Consider the following 21,241-nt stretch of genomic DNA (forward strand, 5'->3'; position numbering starts at 1 on the left):
AAAGCCGTCTGAAAATACCCCTAACCCTGCGCGTATTTTCAGACGGCTTTTTTCCGCAAACCCGCATAAACTTTACACGGGCTGCTGCTATACTATACGGGATAAGCGGCAAGCAGCCGCGCCCTTCCGTCTCTTTTCGCTTTTCACTATGTCCGCATCTCCCGTTACCGTTACCTCCTACAATATGCACAAAGGTATGTCGGCGCTCAACCGCAAGGTGCAGCTTGACCGCATGGCCGAAGCGCTGAAAAACCTGAATTCGGACGTATTGTTTCTGCAGGAAGTGCAGGGGCAGCATACGGGGCGGCATCACAAGTTTTCCGAGTTCCCCGACAAGCCGCATTACGACGTATTGGGCGAGCATCTGGATTTTCACCGCAGCTACGGCAAAAACGCGGTTTTCCCCGAGCGCCACCACGGCAATGCCATACTCAGCCATCTGCCCATTGATACGCGCCATAATCTGAATATCAGCGTCAACAAAATGGAGCAGCGCGGCGTATTGCATTGCGAAGTGCTGCCCGAAGGCTGGGAAACGCCGCTGGTCTGCCTGTGCGCCCACCTCAACCTGCGCGAGCCCGACCGCGCCAAGCAGTATCAGGCCATTTTTGAATACGTCAGCCGCCACATCAGCCGCGACAGCCCGCTGATTATCGCCGGCGATTTCAACGACTGGCGGCAGAAATCCGCCCGCACCCTGGGCAGCGCCTTGGATTTGGAAGAAGTGTTTGTGGACGAGCGCGGCAAGCGCCCCAAAACCTTCCCCGCCCGTATGCCGCTGCTCAGCCTTGACCGCGTTTATACCCGCAATCTGGACATTTTAGACGCGCAAATCCACAACAGCACCCATTGGCAGAAACTCTCCGACCATCTGCCGTTGAGCGTCAAGGTTAAGCCCAAGCTGCCTTAGGGTGTGAGAGGCATTACATTCCTAGAAAACAAAACAAAAAAGCCGTCTGAAAAACCCCAATCGGGTATTTGTCAGACGGCTTTTTAACCGTATTTCAGCGTTTTTCCTGCCTGCGTATCAGATACACCGCCAGCAGTGCGAAAATCGCCGTCGGCAGTATGCCAGCAAGGAAAGGCGGGATGCCGTAAAGCTGGCTGGTAAAGCCGAACAGCCGCCCGGCGAAGTGAAACGCCAGCCCTAGGCAGATGCCGCCGAACAGTTTCAAGCCCATATTGCCGTGGCGCGTGTTTTGCGGGGTAAAGGCAAAGGCCACCAGCGCCATCACCCAGGCCGCTACGGGGTACATCAGCTTGCGCCACCAGGCGATGGCGTAGGTTTGCGTTTGCTGGCGGTTGTTTTCCAAATGGGTGATGTAGGCGGTCAGCTCCGATACCGACATTTGATCGGGGTTGACCAGCAATACGTCTAAAAGGCTGCTTTTCAGCGCCACCGGCCATTGCAGCTGCGCCTGCTCGGAGACGCTGACCTGATTGTCCGACAATGCGCTGCGGCGCACGTTTTCCAGCTGCCACGAGCCGTCGGCGTTCAACACCGCGCTGTCGGCTTCCGCTGCTTCCACCAATTCGTAGCGGTCGTTGTGCTGCCAGATTTTGATGCCCAAAAGCGTATGGTCGGGCAGCATTTCGCGCACGTTGATGATGTTGTTCTGCTCTTTCAGCCACAAGCCCGACGCGCCGGTGCTGATTTTGCCGTGAATGGCACTCGCTTTCAGATTTTCCGCGCGCTGGCTCAGAGACGGCGCAACCCATTCGCCGAGTGCGGCCGTTGCCACGGCGAAAATCAGGCCGAATTGCGACAAAATCAGCAGCAGCTTTTTGGTGCTCAAGCCGCTGGCTTTCATCACCGTCAGCTCGCTGCCCGCCGCCAGCTGGCTCAAGGCAATCAGGCCGCCGATTAATACGCCCAGCGGCATCAGCTCGTAGGCGCGTGCGGGCATCTGCAGCAGAACATACTGCGTCATCGTCCAAGCGTTGTAGCCGCCTCTGCCGAGATTGCCCGCTTCGTTGATGATTTCAAAAAAGCTGTACAGCGCCAAAAACGCCAGCAGCGCATACACGGCCATCACGGCCATCTGGCGGATAATATAACGCGAAACCAAATTCATGATTTTCCGCCTTTCAGGGTTAAGCTCTTACCCACGGCCTGCCAAAACGGCTGCGCGGGCATACTGCGTACCCGCAGCAGCACCAATGCCGCCAGCAAAATCAGGATATGCATCGGCAGCAGGCCGACGATAAACGGGATTTTGCCGCTTTCCACCGCGCGGCGCAGCAGGGTCAGGCCGTTTTGGTAGAGCAGAAACATACCGATGGCAATCAGAATATTGTAGGTATGCCCCGTGCGCGGATTGAAATACGACAGCGGCACGGCCAGCAGACAGAGCAGCAGCACGCTCACGGGCAGCGAGACGCGCCACATCAGCTCGGCGCGGTGCTGCGGGTCGCTGCTGCCGATCAGCTGCGAAGTGGGAATGGTGCGTCGGTGCGAAATCGGATCGACGATTTTCGGCGTGGTGCTGATGACCAAATCCAGCTGCTCAAACGAGACGCGGTTGTAATCGGCCTTGCCCGGCGTGCCGCTGTAGCGGTAGCCGTGGCGCAGCTCCAGCGTGCGCTTGTTGTCGGCGAGCGAGAAGCTGCCCTCTTTGGCAAACACCACCGTATCGTTGCCTTTATCGTCTTGTTCGCGCAAAAACAGATTACGCATAATGCCTGAATCCGCGTCGAACGTTTCCACAAAATACACGCGGTCGCTGCGTTTGCCCAGCGTATTGAACTTGCCCTCTTCCACCAGCGACAATTCCTGCTTCTGCTTGAGGATTTCCGCATATTCGCGGCTGCGCAGCTCCGCCCACGGCATCACCCACAGCTGCATCACGGCAATCAGCAGCGCAAACGGCACGGCAAACTGCATCACGGGCTTCACCCACTGGCGCAGCGACAAGCCGCTGGACAGCCAGACCGACATTTCGCTGTCGCGCCAGTAGCGGGTCAGCACCGTCAGCGTGCTGATAAACGCCGTCAACACCAGCAAAAGCGGCGTCATGCCGATGACCCAGAAGCCGACCAGCGCCAATACCGCTTCCGTCGCCACCCGCCCGTCTGCCGCGCGGCCGAGCAGGTTGATGGCCTGCGTGGACACCAATACCGCCAGCAACACCACAAACACGCCGACGGCGGTAAAGGAGAGTTCTTTAATAAAATTGCGTTGGTAAATCATAAAAAGCTATATTAAGCAGAAAATTTCAAAGCGCAACACGCTTCACACGTGATCTGCACTGATGTCCGGATAAGGTTTCAGACGGCCTGCACATAGAGTACAATCAAGCATATTTTTCAGACGGCTTCGCGCCGCAGCGGCCATGCCGTCTGAAAACATCCCGACACCCTATCATCAGGAGAACAAACGTGGAATTTAGCACAAAAGCCGAAACCTTGCAGCCAAATCAGGCGGGCGCGCTGTTATTTGTCTTTACCGAAGCCGCGCAGCTTGGTCACGAAACCGCGCAAGCCCTCGCCCGATCGCTGGAAGAAGGCCAAAACTTTACCGACACCAAAATCCCCGCTTCAGACGGCCTGCAGGCCGTAGCGGTATTGCGCTTAAAAGATTTCGACCGCGCCGCGCTCAACAAAGCCGCAAGCGACGCCGCCAAATGGGCGCAAAACCAAGCGCAGGTCAATGTCGAACTCGCACCGTTTTGCGAAGTAAACGCCCCGCGCGTGGCCGAAGCCCTCGCCGCCGCATTCGGCAATGCCGCCTACCGTTTCGACCGCTACAAAAAAGAAGCCAAACCGGCCAAATTCGAAACTGCCGTATTCCATAGCGCCCATGCCGATAAAGTCAATGCCGCCCTGGCTGCGGCCGAAGCCCAAGTTTACGGCCAAACCCTCTGCCGCGACTTAGGCAACGCCGCCCCCAACGAGTGCACGCCCGAATTTTTAGCCCAAACCGCCAAAGCCGAAGCCGAAAAACTCGGCGCAACCGCCAAAATCATCGGCAAAGACTACATCCAAGCCAATATGGGCTCATTCTGGTCGGTCGCCAAAGGCAGCACGCAAGATCCCTACTTGGTCGAACTGAGCTACTTCGGTGCCGCCGACAAAACCGCCGCCCCCACCGTATTGGTCGGCAAAGGCATCACCTTCGACAGCGGCGGCATCTCGCTCAAACCCGGTGCCAACATGGATGAAATGAAGTTTGACATGTGCGGCGCGGCCACCGTTATCGGCACATTCTGCGCAGCAGTCAAACTCAAGCTGCCGATTAACCTCATCGCCATCGTCCCCACCTGCGAAAACATGCCCGCCGGCAACGCCAACAAACCCGGCGACGTCATCACATCCATGAAAGGCCTGACCATCGAAGTTTTGAACACCGACGCAGAAGGCCGTCTGATACTCTGCGACGCACTCACTTACGCCGAACAGTTCAAACCGCGCGCCGTGATTGATGTCGCCACCCTCACCGGCGCCTGCATCATCGCCCTCGGCCACGACGTCAGCGGCGTGATGGGCAACAATCAGGAATTGGTCGACAGCCTGCTGGCCGCCTCCAAAGCCGTGGACGACAAAGCATGGCAGCTGCCGCTCTTCGACACCTACAAAGACCAGCTCAAATCCAACTTCGCCGACATCCCCAACATCGGCAGCCCCGGCGCAGGCACGATTACCGCCGGTACCTTCCTCTCTTACTTCACCGAAGACTACCCGTGGGCGCACCTCGACATCGCCGGCACTGCTTGGAAATCCGGCGGCGAAAAAGGCGCCACCGGCCGCCCCGTACCGTTGCTGTTGAACTACTTACGCAATCTAGCGTAAGACACAGGCCGGAGCGGAAGCTGTAGCCTGAGACCTTTTCAAAAATATTTTAAATCCCTTGCCGTCATTAGCTGCGCAAGTCCGCTGCGCAGCTAATGACGTCGCCGAGTGTTTCAGCTTTTTTTACAAAGGTCTCAGCCCGCATCAAAACAAAAAAGCCGTCTGAAAATTCACTTTTTCAGACGGCTTTTTAGCTTTTATCCCGCACTCACTCCGGCTTTTTCGCCAGCATGGTCACAAATTTAAAGCGTATCGGATTACCTGCTTCGTCTCGGGCGTGCATGGCGCCGAGTTCCTCGCGGTATTCCACAATCTCCCAATCCTGATAGTAGTGGCGCAGCTCGCCTGCTTGGAATTTGAAAGGAAAAGGCATCGGGCAGGGGTAATCGGCGGTGTCCATAGCCGAGACAATCAGGTTGTAGCCGCCCGCGCGGGTGTGCGCCTGCATATCGGCAATCACGGCCGGTATCCGCTGCGGCTGCAGAAACATCAATACCACCGTTGCCACGATGTAATCGAAGTCTTCCTGCAGGGCGGCGGTATTCAAGTCGTATTCAAACGCGCGTACGGGCAAGCCTTCCTGCTGCGCCAGCGCGGCAACATTCCGCACGGCCTGCGGGTTGGCATCGACGGCGGTAACATTAAATCCTTTCAGGCCGAGAAACAGCGCGTTGCGTCCCTGCCCGCAGCCCATATCCAACGCTTTACCTGCGGGCACAATATGCTGCGCGGCGCGGACGGCGGAATGCGTGGCGCTCATGCCGTATTTTTTATGAAAGTAATCGGCAGCATCGCAATAAAACGCCAGTTTAATCGCGGTATCGCTACTTTGCGGGGCAAGGCGGTGCGGCTGATTTGGGGCAACCATCCGCTCGCTGCCGGCTGACAGCGCAGTGCGTATTTCCGCATCGCTGTCGCTTTCCATCCAATCCAACGCGCCCTGCTCTACGCTTACTCCGACCCACACATGCTCTTCGGGCGGATAAGCTGCCCAGATATTTTCGGGGATTTCCGCGCCCGAAAATACCGGAGATTCGCCGTAACACAAAAGCGCCTGCTGTAAATTTTGCTGCTCGGACATAGCCGCTCCCTTTTGCTGAATAATAAATATTCATATTATATGATTATTTTATCCGAATGCAAATTTTCAGACGGCCTGTGCTATGATGGCGGCCGTCTGAATACGGAGCGCATGATGGAAAAAACCGTTTATCTCTATACCGACGGCGCCTGCAAGGGCAACCCGGGCGCGGGCGGCTGGGGCGTGCTGATGCGCTACGGCGAGCATGAGAAAGAGCTGTTCGGCGGCGAGCCGGACACCACCAACAACCGCATGGAACTGACCGCCGTTATCGAGGGGCTGAAAAGCCTCAAGCGCCGCTGCGCGGTGGAAATCTACACCGATTCGCAATATGTGAAAAACGGTATGGAAAGCTGGATACACGGCTGGAAGAAAAACGGCTGGAAAACCGCCGCCAAAAAGCCGGTGAAAAACGATGATTTGTGGCGTGCGCTGGACGGGCTGGTCGCCAGCCACGACGTGCGCTGGCGCTGGGTCAAAGGCCATGCGGGACACCGCGAAAACGAACGCGCCGACGCGCTGGCCAATCTTGGGGCGGAACGTTTCGGCAAATAAGCGCGGCGTATGGAGATGACGGAAAAGCCGTCTGAAAAACGTACTTTCAGACGGCTTTTTAATTTATTTGAAATAGAAAAACCGCCTGCTTTGCAGCAGGCGGAAACGTAAAGTTTTTTGTTTGCGGCGCGTTTCTATTGACTGAAATACATCAACAAGGCTAAGATAATCCTGTGGTCGATAACGACCGTCAATTAAAATTTGCCTATCGTCACTAGGAGTTTCATCTGACACATGCCTCCTTTCTAGGGAGGTTTGGCAAATGCCCCGTGACCGCGGGGCTTTTGCTTACCTAGCCCCAAAGCCATTATACATAAAAGCAGCCTTTTACCAACCCAATCCGGTAAACAGAATAGCTGCTACGCAATAAAAGAGCCGTCTGAAAACGCATATTCAGACGGCTCTTTTATTTATTTGAAATAGAAAAACCGCCTGCTTTACAGCAGGCGGAAACGTAAAGTTTTTTGTTTGCGGCGCGTTTCTATTGACTGAAATACATCAACAGGGCTAAGATAACCCTATGGTCGATAACGACCGCCAATTGAAATTTACCTAAGGCAAGTAGGAGTTTCACTTGATTTACCTCCTTTCCAGGGAGGCTTCGCAAAACGCCCCGTGCCAGCGGGGCTTTTGCTTACCTAGCCCCACAGCCATTATATAGAAAAGCCGTCTGAAAGTTATATTTTTCAGACGGCTTTTCCTTATCCGGCAACGTTTTCAGACGGCTTTACTGCGCTTCATACAAAAAATGCCCCAGCTTATCGGCTTTGGTATGCAGATAGCGTTCGTTTTCCGCATTCTCGCCCACTTGCAGGGCGCGGCGTTCGGCAACTTCGATGCCGGCAGATTGCAGAGTTTGGACTTTTTCGGGGTTGTTGGTCAGCAGCTTCACCGAGCGGATGCCCAGGTGGTCGTAGATATGTTTGGCCAGCGTGAAATCGCGTGCGTCCACGGGCAGGCCGAGGCGGACGTTGGCTTCTACCGTATCCAGCCCCTGATCTTGCAGCCGGTAGGCGCGGATTTTGTTAATTAGGCCGATGCCGCGTCCTTCCTGGCGCAGATACACAATCACGCCCCGCCCTTCCTGCTGCACGGCCTGCATCGCGGCCTGCAGCTGCGGCCCGCAGTCGCATTTTTGCGAAAACAGCGCGTCGCCCGTTAAGCATTCGGAATGGACGCGCGTGAGCACGGGGCGGCCGTCAGCAACGTCGCCCATCACCAGCGCAACGTGCTCCTGCCCGCCTGGCTCTTCAAAGCCGTGCATCATAAACACGCCCCATTCGGTCGGCAGGCGGCAGGAAGCGACAAATTTCAGTGGTTCGGCCATATTTATTCTTCTCCGTCGATATCTTCTACGCGCAGCAGTTTTTGCAGCGGTGCGGCCAGCGCTAAGGCCAGCGCCGTCCATTCGGCTTGTGCGGCTTCGTCGGCGCGGTCTTTGTCGTCAAATTCTACGTGCACCACGCCCAATACGGCGCCGCCGGCGGTGCAGACGGGCGCGGTAAACTGTGCGCCGCTCCGCAGGTTGTGTTCACCGGCCAACTCGCCGATGGCCAGCCAATGCGCCGAATCGTTGCAGATATTCAGCCAGCCGCTTTGCGCGGTGCGGCAGGGCAGATGGCTTTGCCCGGCGGCTTCGTCCACGCTCAGGCAATGCTCGATTAACTCGCCCTGCCGGCTCAAACACACCAGCTGCGCGCCGGTTTCTTCGGCGGGCAGATGGGCATACACCACCGCGCTGCGGATATGCGCTTGGCGGCTGTACACCGAATCCAAAGCCATAAACACCTGCTTGAGCAGGGCTTCGTTTTCCTCGGTTTGGGGCAGATAATCGGCCAGGGCCACACCGTCGCAGGCATACCACAATACGGAGCGGTCAACCGAAGCCCTGCCCAAATCCATCACGGCCTGCGCCGCCGCATACGCGATGCGGACATCGTCTTGCGGCAGCTTCAAGCCCTGGGTTTGCAGATAATCTCGAATTAATGAAGCAGGCATCGGCCTTTCCTTATCTTATTCATTGCGGCACACGCCGTCTGAAAAATGCGGCGCGGCATTCGGGCAGCCCCGAAAAGTTCAGGGCGATTATATGGGGAATCGCGGCGATATTTCAAGAAAACGCCCTATCTGCCTGCTTTTCGTGATACGGTTGCTGCCAGAGGCGGTAAATTTCGTTATAATCCGCCCTATGATTACCGATTAAAGCCATCTTGCTCCGGCTTGGCTTGGCTTTCCTTCCGAAAGTGATGACATCATGATTATTATCGTTTTGGGCTTGGCCATCATTCTGGCCGTAATCGCCTACAATATGTATCAGGAAAACCAATACCGCAAACAAGTACGCGAACAGTTCGGCCATTCCGACAAAGACGCGCTGCTGGACAGCAAAGTCAACCATGTGCGCGACAATAAAGAAACCGGCGGCCAGGGCTTGTTTGTCAAAAAGCCTTCCAAAGCCCAGGAAGCGGCTTTACGCAACCTGCAGGAACAAGACGAATTGTTTGCCGCCAAAACCAAAGCGGCCAAATCGGCTGCTGCGCCTGAAGCAGCTGCGGATGCGGCCGAAGCTGCGCCTGCCGCCGAAGCCCAAGAAGCCGATGCCGCGCCGCTGCCTTTGGTGAGCCTGGACGAGCTGGTGCAGGTCGAGCTGCCGTGGTTTGATCCGCGCTTCGACTATCTGGCCTATGTGGCGCTGAACGAGCCGCAGGAGCTGCACACCCTGCCGCGCCTGTCCAACCGCCACCGCTTCCAAATCATCGGCTGCACCACCGACGACCGCTTCCAAGTAGCCGAGCCGATTCCCGGCGTTTATTACCAAGGCTTCGTGATGGGTCTGCAGGCCGTCAGCCGCAACGGTTTGGCCGAAGAGGAAGAGCTGGCGCAATTCAACCGCCAGGTAGATGCCTTTGCCCTGCAAGTCAACGGTAAAGTGAAGCACACCGATGCCGCCGCCTTTACCGAAGTGGCCCGCGCTTTAGACGACTTCTGCCTGCGCGTCGACCAAACCATCGCCATCCATCTGGTATCGCAAACCGATCTGAACGCTTCCGAAATGCGCGCGGCGCTGGAAAGCGTCGGTTTCGCGCTGCAGGAAGACGGCCTGTTCCGCTTCGCCGGCGAAAACGGCAGCAGCATGTTTACCGTCAGCACCATGGACGGCTCGCCGTTTACCGCCCAGGCCGGTCAGACTTATCCGGGCTTCAGCATGCTGCTGGATATTCCGCACGTGCCCGCCGGCGAGAAAAACTTCGACCGCTTTATGGATTTGGCCGTCAAACTCTCCGGCCAGCTCGGCTTGGATTTGGTCAACGACAAACAGGAAGAAGTGTCCACCCAATGGCTCAAAGACGTGCGTGCCTATGTATTGGCGCGTCAGGAAGAAATGCTCAAAGTCGGCATCAAGCCCGGCAGCAAAACGGCCCTGCGCCTCTTCTCCTGATTTCAGATATAGCCAAAAAAAGCGGATATGTTCGACATAGCCGCTTTTTTATTGATATTTTCAGGTAAAATCCCTTTTATTTTTTAACATTTTCAGACGGCCTTTCCGCCCAAATGCCGTCTGAAAATCCGCCCTTACCATGAATCCGACCCTGCAACGCATCCAAGAACTCACTGCCCTGCTCAACCGCTACGGCTACGAATATTACACACTCGACGCGCCCAGCGTGCCCGACGCAGAATACGACCGTCTGTTCCGCGAACTTGAAGCGCTGGAGCAGGCGCATCCCGAATACCGGCAGCCCGACAGCCCCACCCAGCGCGTCGGCGGCGCGGCCTTGGCCGGTTTTGAGACGGTGCGCCACGAAGTGCCGATGCTGTCGCTGAACAACGCGTTTTCACCGCAAGACGAAAACGGCGTATTCGACCATGCCGAAATGTATGCCTTCGACGAACGCGTGCGCGGAGGCCTGGGCGCGGAAACGCCGGAATATGTGATTGAACCCAAATTCGACGGCCTGGCCGTCAGCCTGCTCTACCGCGACGGCCTATTGGTACGCGCCGCCACGCGCGGCGACGGTGCCAGCGGCGAAGACGTTACGCAAAACGCCAAAACCATTGCCAATATTCCTTTGCGTCTGCACGGCGGCAACCTGCCCGATTTGATTGAAGTGCGCGGCGAAGTATTAATGCTGAAAGCCGATTTTGCCGCACTCAACCGCCGCCAGCTCGAACACAACCAAAAGCCGTTTGCCAATCCGCGCAACGCGGCCGCAGGCAGCCTGCGCCAGTTGGACTCCAAAATCACGGCACAGCGCAAACTGCATTTTTTCGCCTACGGCATCGCGCAGCAGCAAGGCGGTTTGACGGCGGCAGAACACATTCAAGAGCTGGCCTATTTGGGCGAACTCGGCTTCAGCCTGCCCTACGGTCATTTCGGCTGCTTTCCCGACATCGACGCCGTACTTGCCTTTTACGAAAAAATGCAGGCCACGCGCCCCGACCTGCCCTATGAAATCGACGGCATGGTGGTCAAGGTCAACAGCTTGGCGCAGCAGGAAACACTGGGTTTTGTTTCGCGTGCGCCGCGTTGGGCCATCGCGCACAAATTTCCGGCCGAAGAAGCCTTAACCATTGTAGAAGCCATTGACGTACAGGTCGGGCGCACCGGCGCACTCACCCCCGTAGCCCGCCTGCAGCCTGTATTTGTCGGCGGGGTCACCGTCACCAACGCCACTTTGCACAACGAAGGCGAAACCCAGCGTAAAGACGTGCGCGTCGGCGATACCGTAGTGGTACGTCGCGCGGGGGACGTCATTCCCGAGGTCGTGCGCGTCGTCTTGGAACGCCGCCCGATGAAAACCGTCGAAACCGATCCGCCCGCCGCCCCGTTTTCAGACGGCCTGCAAAATGATTTGTTTGCCGCCTCCCCCATGCCGTCTGAAAAAAAACAGACGCAGCAAATCCCGCTGTATCCGCAATACCGCCTGCCCGACACCTGCCCGGTTTGCGGCAGCGGCGTCGAACGCGAAGAAGGCGGGGCGGTGGCGCGCTGCAGCGGCGGCATGCTCTGCCAAGCCCAGCGCGCGCAGGGGCTGATTCATTTTGCCTCGCGCAAAATGATGGACATCGACGGCCTGGGGCAGAAACAAATCGAGCAGCTGGTGGCACAGGATTTGGTGCACCGTTTCGCCGACCTCTACCGCCTGGATATTCCGACTTTGCAGAAAATGAAGGAAAACGCCGAAACCCTGCCGTCTGAAAATGAAGCAGGCGGTGAAAGCGGTGTACCGGAATATTCAGACGGCCCTGCCAAAAAGCAGCCGACCAAATGGGCGGAAAACATCCTCGCCGGTTTGGAAGCCAGCAAGCAGCCGGATTTGGCACGTTTCCTGTTCGCACTCGGCATCCGCCACGTCGGCGAGCGCACCGCCAAAGTATTGGCGCAGGCGTTCGGCACGCTGGAAAACGTCCGCCGCGCCCCCGAGCCGGTGCTGGCCTGCCTGCCCGACATCGGCGCAGTCGTCGCCCGCTCCATTGCCCATTTCTTTGCCCAAAGCGGGCAACAGGCCATGATAGACGAACTGCTCGCCGTCGGTGTCCGCCCGAAAGAGCAGGCCGTTACCCTGCCTCCGGCGCAATATCTGCCCCCCGAAAAATGGATTGCCCGCCTGCCCGGTTTCAAAATCAGCGAAAACAAAGCCGCTGCCCTGTGGGATTTGGCCGGAAAAAGCGTGGAAGGGCTCATCGGCGACCCGGCCCTGCCCGCCGAGTGGCAGGCATGGCGCAAAACAGAAACCAACACCGCACTGCTCCACGCCATGCAGCGTTTCCTGGCCGACATGCCGTCTGAAAACACCGGCAGCAATTCAGACGGCCTCCATACCGCAATAGCCGGCAAAACCTTTGTGCTGACCGGCACGCTGCCCACCCTCAAGCGCGATGAAGCGCAAGCCATGATTGAAGCGGCGGGCGGCAAAGTGTCCGGCAGCGTTTCCAAAAAAACCGACTTTGTGGTGGCCGGCGAAGCGGCGGGCAGCAAGCTGGAAAAAGCCAATGCCTTGGGCATTACCGTATTGGACGAAGCCGCACTGTTGGATTTGTTCAAACCGTAAAAACCGTGAATTTTTATTGCGATAAGCTGCCTGCTGAAGCAGCTTATCCTGTACAATCATCCCAACTTTTGATGTGGAGAAACCATGAAACCGATTAAAAAAGCCGTATTCCCCGTAGCCGGCATGGGCACGCGCTTCCTGCCCGCCACCAAAGCCAGCCCCAAAGAAATGCTGCCGATTGTGGACAAACCCCTGATTCAATATGCCGTTGAAGAAGCGGTAGAAGCCGGCTGCACCGAAATGATTTTCGTCACCGGCCGCAACAAGCGCAGCATCGAAGACCATTTCGACAAAGCCTACGAGCTGGAAACCGAGCTGGAGCAGCGCAACAAAGAAAAACTGCTGGCACACGTCAAAGACATCCTGCCCGCCCACATTACCTGCCTGTATATCCGCCAAGCCGAAGCGCTGGGCCTCGGGCACGCCGTATTGCGCGCCCGCGCCGCCGTCAACAACGAGCCCTTCGCCGTCATTCTGGCCGACGACTTAATCGATGCCCCCAAAGGCGCATTAAAGCAGATGGTGGAAATTTACAACCAAAGCGGCAACAGCGTATTGGGCGTGGAAACCGTCGATCCCTCGCAAACCGGCTCATACGGCATCGTCGAAGTCGAGCAGCTCAAAAGCTTCCAACGCATTACCAATATCGTTGAAAAACCCAAGCCCGAAGAAGCCCCGTCCAATCTGGCGGTGGTCGGCCGCTACATCCTGACTCCGCGCATTTTCGACCTGCTGACCGACCTGCCGCGCGGCGCGGGCGGCGAAATCCAACTCACCGACGGCATCGCCCGCCTACTCGACCACGAATTTGTATTGGCGCATCCGTTTGCAGGCAAACGCTACGACTGCGGCAGCAAACTCGGTTATTTGGAAGCCACGCTGGCCTACGGTTTGAAACACCCTGAAACCGGCGCGGACTTTGCCAAGCTGTTGCAGCAATACGCCGGCCGCTAATTCACAACGCTTGCACCATAAAAAACACAGGCCGTCTGAAATATTCAGACGGCCTGTTGTGCATCAAACCGCTCCATCAATCAAAAAGCCGTCTGAAATCAGCGATTTTCAGACGGCTTTTTTGCGGATTGGATAATCCAAATAGCATTATTTCTTCAAAATATATTTACGCACCGCGGCATTGTGTTCCTCCAAAGTATGACTGAACTGGCTCAGGCCCGTGCCGTCCATTTTGGACACGAAATACAGATACTTGGCATCGGAAGGATGCGCGGCGGCTTCCAGTGCGGCTTTGCCCGGCAGCGCAATCGGCGTGGGCGTCAAACCCGCGCGGGTATAGGTGTTGTAAGGCGTATCGCGGCGCAAATCGGCTTTGCGTATCCGCCCTTTATACGCCGCGCCCATGCCGTAAATCACAGTGGGGTCGGTTTGCAGGCGCATACCGATGGCCAGGCGGTTCACAAATACGGCGGCAACGTGTGCGCGGTCGGCGGCATGGCCGGTTTCTTTTTCAATCAGACTGGCCATAATCAGCAGCTCGTAGGGATTGCGGTAAGGCAGGCCGCTTTGGCGCTCGTCCCACGCCGCTTTGAGCTGGCGCTGCATGATGCGGTAGGCGGTTTTGTAAATCTGCAAATCGCTGCTGCCGGCATCGATTTCGTAAGTATCCGGGAAAAACTGCCCTTCCGGGTTCTGCTCCGCCGCGTCGGGCGCTACCGCGCGCATCAGCTCTTCATCGCTCCACGCGCGGGTTTCGTGCTGAATGTCGTCGGTGGCATTGATGATGCGGCGCATATCGGCAAAGCGCATCCCTTCGACGATGCGTACCGTTACCGCATCGGGGCGGCTGCCCTTCAGCCGCTGCAACACCGCCCAGGTGGACACTTTGGACGGCAGGCGGTAAGTACCCGCGTGCAGCTTGTCGTGCACGCCCATCAGATAGGCGGCGGCCAGCAGGATATGGCGGCTGTACACCACATCGTCTTTAGCCAGCTTGTGGCTGACCGACGAAATGCCTTGGTTTTTCTCAACCCGTACGCGGTAGGATTTGCCGTTGTCTTTCGGTACAAACAGCAGCGCCGCCATGCAGACGGCTGCGGCAGCCGCCAACAGCAGCGGCCATTTCAATAATTTTTTCAACATGGTAGGATTCTGCTTAGACAAATTCGGCGCTAGTATAACCGAATTTGCCGGTTTCTTCTTTTTTGATTGATAAGGCCGTCTGAAACATGAACGACTCTTCTTGGCAGCAGGGCTGGTGGTGCGGCGCGCGCCGTGCGTTTTCGCCCAATTTCAGCCCGCGCGCCCCGGGCGAAGCGGTGTCCCTCGTGGTGCTGCACAATATTTCCCTGCCGCCTTTCGAATACGGCAGCAGCGCGGTGGAGCAGCTGTTTACCAACCGCATCGACCCCGATGCCCATCCGTTTTTCAGCGTGATTCACGAATTGCGCGTGTCCAGCCATTTTCTGATTACCCGCGCGGGCGAGGCGGTGCAGTTTGTCTCCTGCGACGATATGGCTTACCACGCGGGCGTTTCCTCGTTTCAGGGGCGCGAAAAATGCAATGCGTTTTCCGTGGGCATCGAGCTGGAAGGCTGCGACTTCGAGCCTTTTACCGACGCGCAATACCGCACACTGCTGCCGCTGCTGGCCGATTTGGCGCAACACTATCCGATTACCGCCGTAACCGGCCATCAAGACATCGCGCCCGGCCGCAAAACCGACCCCGGACATTTTTTCGATTGGGACACAATCGAAGCCGCCGGCCTTCCCGTGGTACGCTGATTTTCAGACGGCCTGCCGCCGCATATCAGGCATACACAGGGCTGACGGGCATCACGCCGTTCTGCTCAAATGCCGCGTGTGCCTTTACTTCCGCCAGCCTGCGGCAGATGCGTTCTGTAACGGCTTCCGCTTCCCCGATATGCTCGGGCGATAAGGCGGCGGGGCGGCGGCCGAACAAAACTTCGTCCAGCAAACGCTCGGCGTGGATGCCCGCCCGATAGCGGTGGCGCACGCCCGGTGCACCGCCGTCAAACAGCGTGCCCACCACGCTGCTGCGAATCATGGCAATGCCCAACGCGCCGTCTTCGCCGCCGAAACGTTTGAACAAATCGTCTTGCGGAAAACCGCCGCACGCCAGAAAAACGCTGCGGCGGAACACCATATTGCCGCCCACCGTCATCGCCAGATGCAGCCAGCCCCTATTAAAAGCCTCGTGGCCGGTATAATGCTCGGGAAAGCCCCACGGTATCAGCGCCAGCCGCACCAAGCCGACGTAATCGAACTGCTGCAGTGCCATATAGGCTGCCGCCAGCGCGTCGCGCTCATAGGCATCATCGGCATCCAAAAACGCCACAAAATCCGCCCCGCTTTGCAACGCGCCCCAGTTACGCGCCAGCGCCACGCCGCCGTTGCGCGGCAGATATTCGGCGGCCACCTGCGGATAACGCGCCGCCAAGTCTGCCATTAGCTGCGGTGTTTCGTCTTGCGAGCCGTCATCCACCAGCCATATCCGCCCGACTTCGGGCTGGCAAAGCGCGCTTTCGACCGCTTCCTGCAAAGTAGCAGCGGCGTTGTAACAAGGAATCACGACATCCAAAGTCGGCTGCGGGTTCATGGTTTTCTTCCTGTGCGGTAAAGCCGTCTGAAAATCCGGTTTTCAGACGGCTTTAAATATTTTATATCGCGGCTCAACGGGCATGTGCGCGGAAATACGCCCATTCTTCCACAACTTGCCCGTCGGGCAGGCGGCACAAAGCGTATTCGTTGCCCTCCGCGTCTTTTTGCGGCAGCAGCGTACCGCCTTGGCGCACGCAGAATTCGGACGCGGGATTGGCCATGCCGACCATAGCCTGCTGCGGTGCGGCTTCAGGCAGCGTGCCGCAGGCGGACAAAGCGGCGGCGGCGGCCAAGATGTTTAAGCGTTTCATCACAAACTATCCTTTCAATCAAGCTGCGGCACTTTCCGGGCGCGGCACTTTACGAAACAGGCGGTAAAAGTTTTCTGTGGTATAAGCCGCCACGTCTTCCACCTGCTCGCCGCGCAATTTCGCCAGAAATTCGGCGGTATGGCGCACATAAGCCGGCTCGTTCGGCTTGCCGCGCTTGGGCACGGGCGCGAGAAACGGCGCGTCGGTTTCCACCAAAATGCGGTCGGCGGGCACATATTTCGCCGCTTCCTGAATCAGCGGCGCGTTTTTAAAAGTCAGCAGGCCGGAAAACGAAATATACAGGCCCAAATCCAAAGCCGCTTCGGCAAAGGCTGTATCTTCGGAAAAGCAGTGAATCACGCCCGAATTGATGTTGCCCTCTTTCAGCAGGCGCAGCGTATCTTCGGCCGCATCGCGCGTGTGCACAATCACCGGCAGGCCGGTTTCGTTGGCCGCCTGAATATGGTCGGCAAAACGCTGATGCTGCCAGGCCAAATCGCCTTTGCACCAATAATAATCCAGCCCCGTCTCGCCGATACCGACGACTTTGGGATGCTGCGCCCGCGACACCAGCTCGCGCACGCTGAATTCTTCGGCGTCTTCGCGGTCGGGGTGGATGCCCACCGTGCAATATATCTGCGGATAGCGTTCGGCAATGGCCAACACTTCTTCAAAACTGCTGCGGCTGACGCTGATGGCCAGCGCCTGCGCCACAGACTGCTGCGCCATATTCGCCAGCACTTCGTCCAAACGCCCGGCCAGCCCTTCGAAATTCAAATGACAATGCGAGTCAATCAGTTGCATAATCCATCACAAGGTAAAAGTTAAACGGTCGCTGCGGATGTCGTTCCCCAGCTCGGCTTCAATCAGGCTTTTCAGCTTCTGGCAGGCTTCCTGCGTGCCAAACGCCAAACCCACGCCGCGCGGCCGCTGCGCCGAAGTACGCGCCGGATTAATCCACGCCGCACGCACCGGCAATACATGGTTTTCGCCGCCGATTTCGACCGACAAAAACACTTCATCGCCCAAATCGGGCAAATCTTCCGTCGGCACAAACAGGCCGCCGTGCGTCAGAAACGGCATATAGCAGTGATACAGCATGGCCTGGTCTTCGATTTTCAAAAACAGGGTTTTGGCCGGAGCATCGGGTGTCGTCATCATATCTGCCTATTTATTCTGCCAAAATTCAAGATAATCGGCCAACAGCGCCTCCACCTGCATCTTCACGCTCAGGGTATGGTAGCCGTAGGGCGCGAGCGTATTCAGACGGCCTGTCAGGGCAAACAGACGGCCGGCATCGGTTTTGGCAGCGGTTTGCGCCGACTGCGCCGCAAAATCGGGATAATACAGCGGCGGCATGCCCTGCTGCGCCAGCGCGACATCCAGCAGCCATTTGTGCAGCCAGTCGATAAACACCGCCAGCGGCTGCTTCTGCTTGTCGAACTCCGCCGCATAATCCAGCATCGCCAGCAAGCGCGGCGCGGCCAGCAGGCGGATAAGCTCCGCACGCATTTCATCGGCTTCCGGCGCAGGCCGAAACAGCGGTGCGCCGCTGTGAAACGCCAGCAGCGAAGCGGCATCGTCCACGCCCTGAGCTTCCAAATAGCGCAAGGCTTCGTCGCGCGTAGGCGCGGGCAGCAACATCTGGCGGCAGCGGCTTTTGATGGTGGGCAGCAGCTTGTCGCGGTTGTGCGTCACCAGCAGAAACACCACGTGCGGCGGCGGCTCTTCCAATACTTTCAGCAAGCCGTTGGCCGCCTGCACATTCAAAGCCTCCGCCGGATGCACCAGCACCACGCGCCGGCCGCCGCGCACGCCGGTAAGGTAAATCTGCTCGACAATGCCGCGTACGGCATCGATTTTAATCTGCAGCAGCTTGCGGCTGCCCGCGCCCTCTTCCGGCATTTCCGGCGCGAGTTCGTAAAAATCCGGATGCGCGCCCTGAAGAAACAGGTGGCACGAAGCGCAACTGCCGCAAGGCTCGCAGCCCGCCGCCGGCGTTTCGCACAGCAGCGCCTGCGCGGTAAAGCGCGCAAAAGCCGTTTTGCCCGTATTTTCCCGGCCGGTAAACAGCCAGGCATTAGGCTGGTTTTGCCAATGCGCGGCCAGCTGCCGCCATTGTGAAGCATGCCACGGATAAATCATCATGGAAGTGTCGGAATAGCCATAAGCGAAACACCCATTATAGTGGAATTAAGCGTAAAGTCATACCAAGCAGCTATGTGCGCCGTATGCGGCTTTTTTCAGACGGCCTTCCTGCGTGCGGCGGCTGCAAAGGGCTTGCCCATACACACCGCCTAATACCATGACGAAACCGCCGCCGCCCGAGCGTATCCTTTATCGGGTTTATAGCGAAATTTCTTGATTTATCCGGCTATGTTTGTCGGGCAAAAGTGTTTACAATATAGCCAAATGATGCGCACCGTCCGACCGCGTTGCCCCAACCCCGAAACGCTGCCCGTACACGGCACGCACGGCCGCGCGGTATGACTTTGCGGCGCATCTCAATATTTACGAAAGAAAGAAAATGCAAGTAAGCTCACAATGGATAGACGGCATGTGCTTTGCCGCCACCAACGAAAACGGCCACACCGTCATTATGGAAGGCGCGGCCGCAGAAGGCTCGGTCAAACGCGGCCCCAGCCCGATGGAAATGCTGCTGATGGGCGTAGCCGGCTGCTCCAGCATCGATGTGGTGATGATTGCGGAAAAGCAGCGCCAGCAAATCAGCGACTGCCGCGCCACCGTGACCGCCAAACGTGCCGACAGCGTGCCGAAAGTCTTTACCGAAATCCACATCCATTTCAAAGTCATCGGCCGCGATTTGTCTGAAAGCGCCATTGCCCGCGCGGTGCAGATGTCCGCCGAAAAATACTGCTCGGCCTCCATCATGCTGAGCAAAGCCGCCAAAGTCACCCACAGCTTTGAAACGGCAGAAGGCTGATTTTCAGACGGCCGCAACGTATAAAACGTGCCAAAAGGCCGTCTGGAAATCAAATAAGCAGATATATCCGCTCTAGCGCACGCGGATATATCTGCTTATTGAATAATATATTATTTCTCTCTCTATCAGCCTTTATACGAACTTGGCCTTGTTGGAGCCTATTGTGCAAGCTCTCATTGAAATTGTCAACAATAACGATTAAGATTGCCGACACTTTCCGCTGCACGCCGACACCTTACCCGGAAAACCTATGACTGAAATCCGCTCCCAAGCACCGACCGCTTCTTCCCTGATTGCCGAAGAGCGTCACGACTCCGAACTCTTCCGCGTCTATGCCGCCATTTTAGACGGCATTACCGACCACATCCTGCTGCCCGGCAACAAGCTGACCGAATCCGAGCTCTGCCGCCAAATGGCCTGCTCGCGCAATACCGTCCGCAGCGCGCTTTCCCTGCTGGCGCACGACAAAATCGTCGATTTGCAGCCCAACCGAGGCGCGTTTGTCCACGTACCCGACCTCAAAGAAACCCGCGACGTGTTCAACACCCGCATCGAAATGGAAAGCATGATTTTGGACATGCTGGCCGACCTGCCCGATTTGGAAGCCCGCCTGCAGCCGCTTTACGCCATGATCGAGCAGGAAGAAAACGCATCCGCCCAAGGCGACCGCGTCGGCTGGAACCGCCTTTCCAACGCGTTCCACGTCGAACTGGCGCGCCTGCTCGACAACGCCGTTTTATTCAACATCATCAACACCCTGTGCGCCCGCTCTTCCCTGATTGTCGCCGTATTCGACACCAAACGTCAGGAAAAGCGCAGCATCAACACCCACACCCACGCCGAGCACCGCGAAATTCTCGACCTGCTGCTGGCAGGCAAGCGCAACCGCGTCATCAAAATCATGCGTAAACACCTCGGCGCCTGCGTAGAGCGCTTGGAAAAACGCTTCGAAACCATCAACGACTGAGCCGCCCGGGGCTGCCGCGCGCCGCCCCGATTTTTCAGACGGCATCTCCGCCATGAGCAATCACCGCGTCAACCACGAACCCGCCTTTCTGCTGGCCGCCACACCCTGGCGGGAAAGCAGCCTGTGGCTGGAAATTTACAGCCGCCGCTACGGCCGCGTCGCCCTGCTCGCCCGCAGCGCCCGCAAGCGCATGAGCGAGTTGCGCGGCGTATTGGTGCCCTTCGTACCCGTCAACCTTTCCTGGTACGGCTCGCAGGAGCTGAAAACCCTGCACCGCGCCGAATGGCTGGGCGGCTGGCCGCAACCGCAGGGCGCAGCGCTTTTCAGCGGCCTCTATGTCAACGAAATCATGCTCAAGCTGACTGCCCGCGAAGACCCCCAGCCCGAACTGTATGACGCGCTGGCCGACATTCTCCGCGCCGTCTGCACCGAAAACAACCACATCGCTGCCCTGCGCCGCTTCGAATGGCGGCTGCTGAGCCTGATCGGCCACGCCCCCGACCTACGCTGCGACAGCAGCGGCCAAGCCGTTTCCCCCGAGCAACACTACCGCATCGCCCCGCAAGAGCCGCCGCACGCCGTATCGGACACCGCCGACAACGCGCCCGACGGCCTGACCGTCAGCGGCGAAACCCTGCTCCAACTGCACGAAGGCCGTTTTTCAGACGGCCAAAGCCTGCAGCAGGCTCTGCACATCACCCGCCTTTTGCTCGATTTCCACCTGCCCGAAGGCATCCAATCCCGACAAGTTCTCCGACAGCTGCGGCAACTGCAAAATTCTTAATACCGCAGATTGACCCGTAGCGCGGTTGCCGCCACGCCGCACTATAATTTTCAGTAACGTATTTTCTTAGGTAGAGAAATTAAATTCTGATACAAGGCGGCCTTTTCCCGCAGTGACACGCCCCGAACCCTTCACCTGCCCGATTACCAACACCGCCCCGCTGCTACTGTGCGGTAGCAGTAA

The 21,241-nt window shown here is 57.6% G+C and carries 21 protein-coding genes; 10 read left to right on the plus strand and 11 right to left on the minus strand.

The window, feature by feature from the left end; genetic code table 11:
- Window positions 1-148: 148 nt before the first annotated feature.
- On the plus strand, window positions 149-910 hold the full coding sequence (locus BDE01S_RS01930; protein ID WP_066076598.1) for an endonuclease/exonuclease/phosphatase family protein: 762 nt from the start codon (window positions 149-151) through the stop codon (window positions 908-910).
- Window positions 911-1,004: 94 nt separating this feature from the next.
- Here the strand turns inward: BDE01S_RS01930 and lptG are convergent, their stop codons facing one another.
- On the minus strand, window positions 1,005-2,075 hold the full coding sequence (gene lptG / locus BDE01S_RS01935) for an LPS export ABC transporter permease LptG (RefSeq protein ID WP_066076601.1): 1,071 nt from the start codon (window positions 2,073-2,075) through the stop codon (window positions 1,005-1,007).
- Complete coding sequence (lptF, locus tag BDE01S_RS01940; RefSeq protein WP_066076605.1) at window positions 2,072-3,190, minus strand: LPS export ABC transporter permease LptF; 1,119 nt, start codon at window positions 3,188-3,190, stop codon at window positions 2,072-2,074. Before lptF ends, lptG begins: the two co-directional genes overlap by 4 nt.
- Before the next feature lie 188 nt (window positions 3,191-3,378).
- Between lptF and BDE01S_RS01945 the strand changes: the two genes are divergently transcribed.
- Window positions 3,379-4,788 (plus strand): leucyl aminopeptidase, encoded by a 1,410-nt coding sequence (locus BDE01S_RS01945; protein WP_066076608.1) that lies wholly within the window; start codon window positions 3,379-3,381, stop codon window positions 4,786-4,788.
- A 208-nt stretch (window positions 4,789-4,996) separates the two neighbouring features.
- On the opposite strand, the gene tehB is transcribed toward BDE01S_RS01945, so the two are convergent.
- A complete protein-coding gene (gene tehB, locus BDE01S_RS01950; RefSeq protein WP_066076611.1) occupies window positions 4,997-5,869 on the minus strand; it encodes an SAM-dependent methyltransferase TehB in 873 nt (290 codons plus the stop codon).
- Between the two features lie 114 nt (window positions 5,870-5,983).
- On the opposite strand from tehB, the gene rnhA reads away from it, so the two are divergent.
- Entirely contained in the window at window positions 5,984-6,424 is a 441-nt protein-coding gene (gene rnhA / locus BDE01S_RS01955) for a ribonuclease HI (RefSeq protein ID WP_066076657.1), read from the plus strand.
- Window positions 6,425-7,151: 727 nt separating this feature from the next.
- Here the strand turns inward: rnhA and ribA are convergent.
- On the minus strand, window positions 7,152-7,751 hold the full coding sequence (gene ribA, locus BDE01S_RS01960; RefSeq protein WP_066076613.1) for a GTP cyclohydrolase II: 600 nt from the start codon (window positions 7,749-7,751) through the stop codon (window positions 7,152-7,154).
- A 2-nt stretch (window positions 7,752-7,753) separates the two neighbouring features.
- Entirely contained in the window at window positions 7,754-8,422 is a 669-nt protein-coding gene (locus BDE01S_RS01965; RefSeq protein ID WP_066076616.1) for a GAF domain-containing protein, read from the minus strand.
- Between the two features lie 256 nt (window positions 8,423-8,678).
- Between BDE01S_RS01965 and BDE01S_RS01970 the strand changes: the two genes are divergently transcribed.
- From BDE01S_RS01970 to galU, 3 genes are all read left to right on the plus strand, one after another.
- Entirely contained in the window at window positions 8,679-9,863 is a 1,185-nt protein-coding gene (locus BDE01S_RS01970) for a cell division protein ZipA C-terminal FtsZ-binding domain-containing protein (RefSeq protein WP_066076619.1), read from the plus strand.
- A gap of 139 nt (window positions 9,864-10,002) precedes the next feature.
- Entirely contained in the window at window positions 10,003-12,477 is a 2,475-nt protein-coding gene (ligA, locus tag BDE01S_RS01975; RefSeq protein ID WP_066076622.1) for an NAD-dependent DNA ligase LigA, read from the plus strand.
- 84 nt (window positions 12,478-12,561) lie between these two features.
- Window positions 12,562-13,431, plus strand: coding sequence for a UTP--glucose-1-phosphate uridylyltransferase GalU (gene galU / locus BDE01S_RS01980; RefSeq protein ID WP_066076625.1), 870 nt, complete (start codon window positions 12,562-12,564; stop codon window positions 13,429-13,431).
- Between the two features lie 147 nt (window positions 13,432-13,578).
- On the opposite strand, the gene mltG is transcribed toward galU, so the two are convergent.
- On the minus strand, window positions 13,579-14,574 hold the full coding sequence (mltG, locus tag BDE01S_RS01985; protein WP_066076628.1) for an endolytic transglycosylase MltG: 996 nt from the start codon (window positions 14,572-14,574) through the stop codon (window positions 13,579-13,581).
- A gap of 86 nt (window positions 14,575-14,660) precedes the next feature.
- Here mltG and ampD point away from each other — a divergent pair, with 86 nt between their 5' ends.
- Window positions 14,661-15,215 carry a 1,6-anhydro-N-acetylmuramyl-L-alanine amidase AmpD gene (ampD, locus tag BDE01S_RS01990; RefSeq protein ID WP_066076631.1) on the plus strand — a complete coding sequence of 185 codons (555 nt, stop codon included), beginning with the start codon at window positions 14,661-14,663 and terminating at the stop codon, window positions 15,213-15,215.
- Window positions 15,216-15,240: 25 nt separating this feature from the next.
- On the opposite strand, the gene BDE01S_RS01995 is transcribed toward ampD, so the two are convergent.
- From BDE01S_RS01995 to BDE01S_RS02015, 5 genes are all read right to left on the minus strand, one after another.
- Window positions 15,241-16,050, minus strand: a complete 810-nt coding sequence (locus BDE01S_RS01995; protein WP_066076634.1) for a glycosyltransferase family A protein — start codon at window positions 16,048-16,050, stop codon at window positions 15,241-15,243.
- Window positions 16,051-16,123: 73 nt separating this feature from the next.
- Window positions 16,124-16,363 (minus strand): putative hemolysin, encoded by a 240-nt coding sequence (locus tag BDE01S_RS02000; RefSeq protein WP_172459264.1) that lies wholly within the window; start codon window positions 16,361-16,363, stop codon window positions 16,124-16,126.
- 18 nt (window positions 16,364-16,381) lie between these two features.
- Window positions 16,382-17,167: a TatD family hydrolase gene (locus tag BDE01S_RS02005; RefSeq protein WP_066076639.1), complete on the minus strand. Its 786-nt coding sequence runs from the start codon at window positions 17,165-17,167 to the stop codon at window positions 16,382-16,384.
- A 6-nt stretch (window positions 17,168-17,173) separates the two neighbouring features.
- Window positions 17,174-17,524, minus strand: coding sequence for a PilZ domain-containing protein (locus BDE01S_RS02010; protein ID WP_066076642.1), 351 nt, complete (start codon window positions 17,522-17,524; stop codon window positions 17,174-17,176).
- A 6-nt stretch (window positions 17,525-17,530) separates the two neighbouring features.
- Entirely contained in the window at window positions 17,531-18,508 is a 978-nt protein-coding gene (locus BDE01S_RS02015; RefSeq protein ID WP_066076661.1) for a DNA polymerase III subunit delta', read from the minus strand.
- A 382-nt stretch (window positions 18,509-18,890) separates the two neighbouring features.
- On the opposite strand from BDE01S_RS02015, the gene BDE01S_RS02020 reads away from it, so the two are divergent.
- The 3 genes from BDE01S_RS02020 to recO all read left to right on the plus strand — a co-directional run bounded on the left by BDE01S_RS02020 (window position 18,891) and on the right by recO (window position 21,058).
- Window positions 18,891-19,307 (plus strand): OsmC family protein, encoded by a 417-nt coding sequence (locus BDE01S_RS02020; protein ID WP_066076646.1) that lies wholly within the window; start codon window positions 18,891-18,893, stop codon window positions 19,305-19,307.
- 250 nt (window positions 19,308-19,557) lie between these two features.
- Window positions 19,558-20,274: a GntR family transcriptional regulator gene (locus BDE01S_RS02025; RefSeq protein ID WP_066076649.1), complete on the plus strand. Its 717-nt coding sequence runs from the start codon at window positions 19,558-19,560 to the stop codon at window positions 20,272-20,274.
- Window positions 20,275-20,326: 52 nt separating this feature from the next.
- Window positions 20,327-21,058: a DNA repair protein RecO gene (gene recO, locus BDE01S_RS02030; protein ID WP_066076652.1), complete on the plus strand. Its 732-nt coding sequence runs from the start codon at window positions 20,327-20,329 to the stop codon at window positions 21,056-21,058.
- Window positions 21,059-21,241: the final 183 nt, after the last annotated feature.

Source organism: Bergeriella denitrificans NBRC 102155 (assembly GCF_001592185.1).
GTDB classification, from domain to species: domain Bacteria; phylum Pseudomonadota; class Gammaproteobacteria; order Burkholderiales; family Neisseriaceae; genus Neisseria; species Neisseria denitrificans.

Coding starts and splice junctions, on each gene's coding strand:
- galU (WP_066076625.1), top strand. CDS start 12,562: ATGAAACCGATTAAAAAAGCCGTATTCCCCGTAGCCGGCATGGGCACG.
- lptG (WP_066076601.1), bottom strand. CDS start 2,075: ATGAATTTGGTTTCGCGTTATATTATCCGCCAGATGGCCGTGATGGCC.
- lptF (WP_066076605.1), bottom strand. CDS start 3,190: ATGATTTACCAACGCAATTTTATTAAAGAACTCTCCTTTACCGCCGTC.
- BDE01S_RS01970 (WP_066076619.1), top strand. CDS start 8,679: ATGATTATTATCGTTTTGGGCTTGGCCATCATTCTGGCCGTAATCGCC.
- mltG (WP_066076628.1), bottom strand. CDS start 14,574: ATGTTGAAAAAATTATTGAAATGGCCGCTGCTGTTGGCGGCTGCCGCA.
- ligA (WP_066076622.1), top strand. CDS start 10,003: ATGAATCCGACCCTGCAACGCATCCAAGAACTCACTGCCCTGCTCAAC.
- BDE01S_RS02020 (WP_066076646.1), top strand. CDS start 18,891: ATGCAAGTAAGCTCACAATGGATAGACGGCATGTGCTTTGCCGCCACC.
- rnhA (WP_066076657.1), top strand. CDS start 5,984: ATGGAAAAAACCGTTTATCTCTATACCGACGGCGCCTGCAAGGGCAAC.
- ribA (WP_066076613.1), bottom strand. CDS start 7,751: ATGGCCGAACCACTGAAATTTGTCGCTTCCTGCCGCCTGCCGACCGAA.
- BDE01S_RS02010 (WP_066076642.1), bottom strand. CDS start 17,524: ATGATGACGACACCCGATGCTCCGGCCAAAACCCTGTTTTTGAAAATC.
- BDE01S_RS02005 (WP_066076639.1), bottom strand. CDS start 17,167: ATGCAACTGATTGACTCGCATTGTCATTTGAATTTCGAAGGGCTGGCC.
- ampD (WP_066076631.1), top strand. CDS start 14,661: ATGAACGACTCTTCTTGGCAGCAGGGCTGGTGGTGCGGCGCGCGCCGT.
- BDE01S_RS02025 (WP_066076649.1), top strand. CDS start 19,558: ATGACTGAAATCCGCTCCCAAGCACCGACCGCTTCTTCCCTGATTGCC.
- recO (WP_066076652.1), top strand. CDS start 20,327: ATGAGCAATCACCGCGTCAACCACGAACCCGCCTTTCTGCTGGCCGCC.
- tehB (WP_066076611.1), bottom strand. CDS start 5,869: ATGTCCGAGCAGCAAAATTTACAGCAGGCGCTTTTGTGTTACGGCGAA.
- BDE01S_RS02015 (WP_066076661.1), bottom strand. CDS start 18,508: ATGATTTATCCGTGGCATGCTTCACAATGGCGGCAGCTGGCCGCGCAT.
- BDE01S_RS01930 (WP_066076598.1), top strand. CDS start 149: ATGTCCGCATCTCCCGTTACCGTTACCTCCTACAATATGCACAAAGGT.
- BDE01S_RS01965 (WP_066076616.1), bottom strand. CDS start 8,422: ATGCCTGCTTCATTAATTCGAGATTATCTGCAAACCCAGGGCTTGAAG.
- BDE01S_RS02000 (WP_172459264.1), bottom strand. CDS start 16,363: ATGAAACGCTTAAACATCTTGGCCGCCGCCGCCGCTTTGTCCGCCTGC.
- BDE01S_RS01995 (WP_066076634.1), bottom strand. CDS start 16,050: ATGAACCCGCAGCCGACTTTGGATGTCGTGATTCCTTGTTACAACGCC.